The following is a 1,020-nucleotide window of genomic DNA, read 5'->3' as shown; positions in this document are numbered from 1 at the left end:
CGGCGGCCCGCCGCTTCTGGTCCAACAAGGCCGCACACCGGGCCTGCCCCGCGGCCGCCGCCGACTTCGCCCGTTCGAGTTCCTCGATGCGCCGGTGCAGCGACGCCTCGTCGGCATAGGGATTGACCTGCGCCAATTCCGTCAACTCGAACATGCGTTCGATTATGCCACCGGGCTGTGACAAGCCCATTCAGCCCACTCGTCGCAGCACCATCACGTTGTCGATCAGGATGCCGTGCTGTCCATCGGGCCCGGTCGCCTCCCGCTCGTCGGTTCCCACGCGGACGCGTTCCCATTGCGTGTCGTCGAGCTTCAGCGAGCCGACGACGTCGTCGGCGCTGGGGAACTCGAATTTCCGTACATGCTCGGGAGCCCAGGGCGGCGCTGCACCGTGATCGACGATGACCAGCAGGCCGCCGTCGGCCACCGCACCGGCGGCGCGGCGCAGGATCCCGGCACGGTCCATGGCGATGGGCGATTGCAGGAACTGGGCGGAGACCAGGTCGAAGCGGCCGTCCGGGAGGCTCTCGGACAGGTCGTGGCGCTCGAAGGTGATGCGGTCCGCCACGCCGCGTTCCTGCGCTTCGGCGGCGGCCCGGGCGAGCGCGGTGTCGGAGACGTCGATGGCGGTGACCTGCCAGCCGTTTTCGGCCAGCCAGACGGAGTCACCGCCCTCGCCGCAGCCCAGATCCAGCGCGGAGCCGGCGGGCAGGTCGGTGGCGATCTTGGCCAGCTGGGCGTTGACCCGTCCGCTCCAGATGCGGGGACGCTGGCCGTAGTGGCGCTCCCAGTACTGGGTGGTGACGGCCGTCTGGGTGGGCCACGGCGGGACCGGTAGGCCGACGTCCTGGCCGAGCAGGTGCTGTACGACGGCGGCTCCGGCCTGGCTGCCCGAGGCCACCGCCGCGGCCACCTGCGGCATCTGGGCACTCAGGTCGCCTGCGGCGAACAGGCCGGGGACCGAGGTGCGGGTGAACCCGTCGACGACGAGGGCGTCCGCGGCGATGGGCCCGGGCGAGG

Annotated in this window: 1 protein-coding gene and 1 pseudogene; both read right to left on the bottom strand. The window is 71.5% G+C overall.

From position 1 onward, the window contains the following. A pseudogene (locus tag BN2156_RS31475) lies at nucleotides 1-154 on the bottom strand (HNH endonuclease); the annotation flags it as partial. Nucleotides 155-190: 36 nt separating this feature from the next. Then, nucleotides 191-1,020: class I SAM-dependent methyltransferase (locus tag BN2156_RS30310; RefSeq protein ID WP_131725220.1), on the bottom strand; the 830-nt coding region annotated here is incomplete at its 5' end.

The sequence above is a fragment of the Mycolicibacterium neworleansense genome (assembly GCF_001245615.1).
In the GTDB taxonomy this organism is placed as follows: domain Bacteria; phylum Actinomycetota; class Actinomycetes; order Mycobacteriales; family Mycobacteriaceae; genus Mycobacterium; species Mycobacterium neworleansense.
This window is presented reverse-complemented; position numbering and strand designations above follow the sequence as displayed.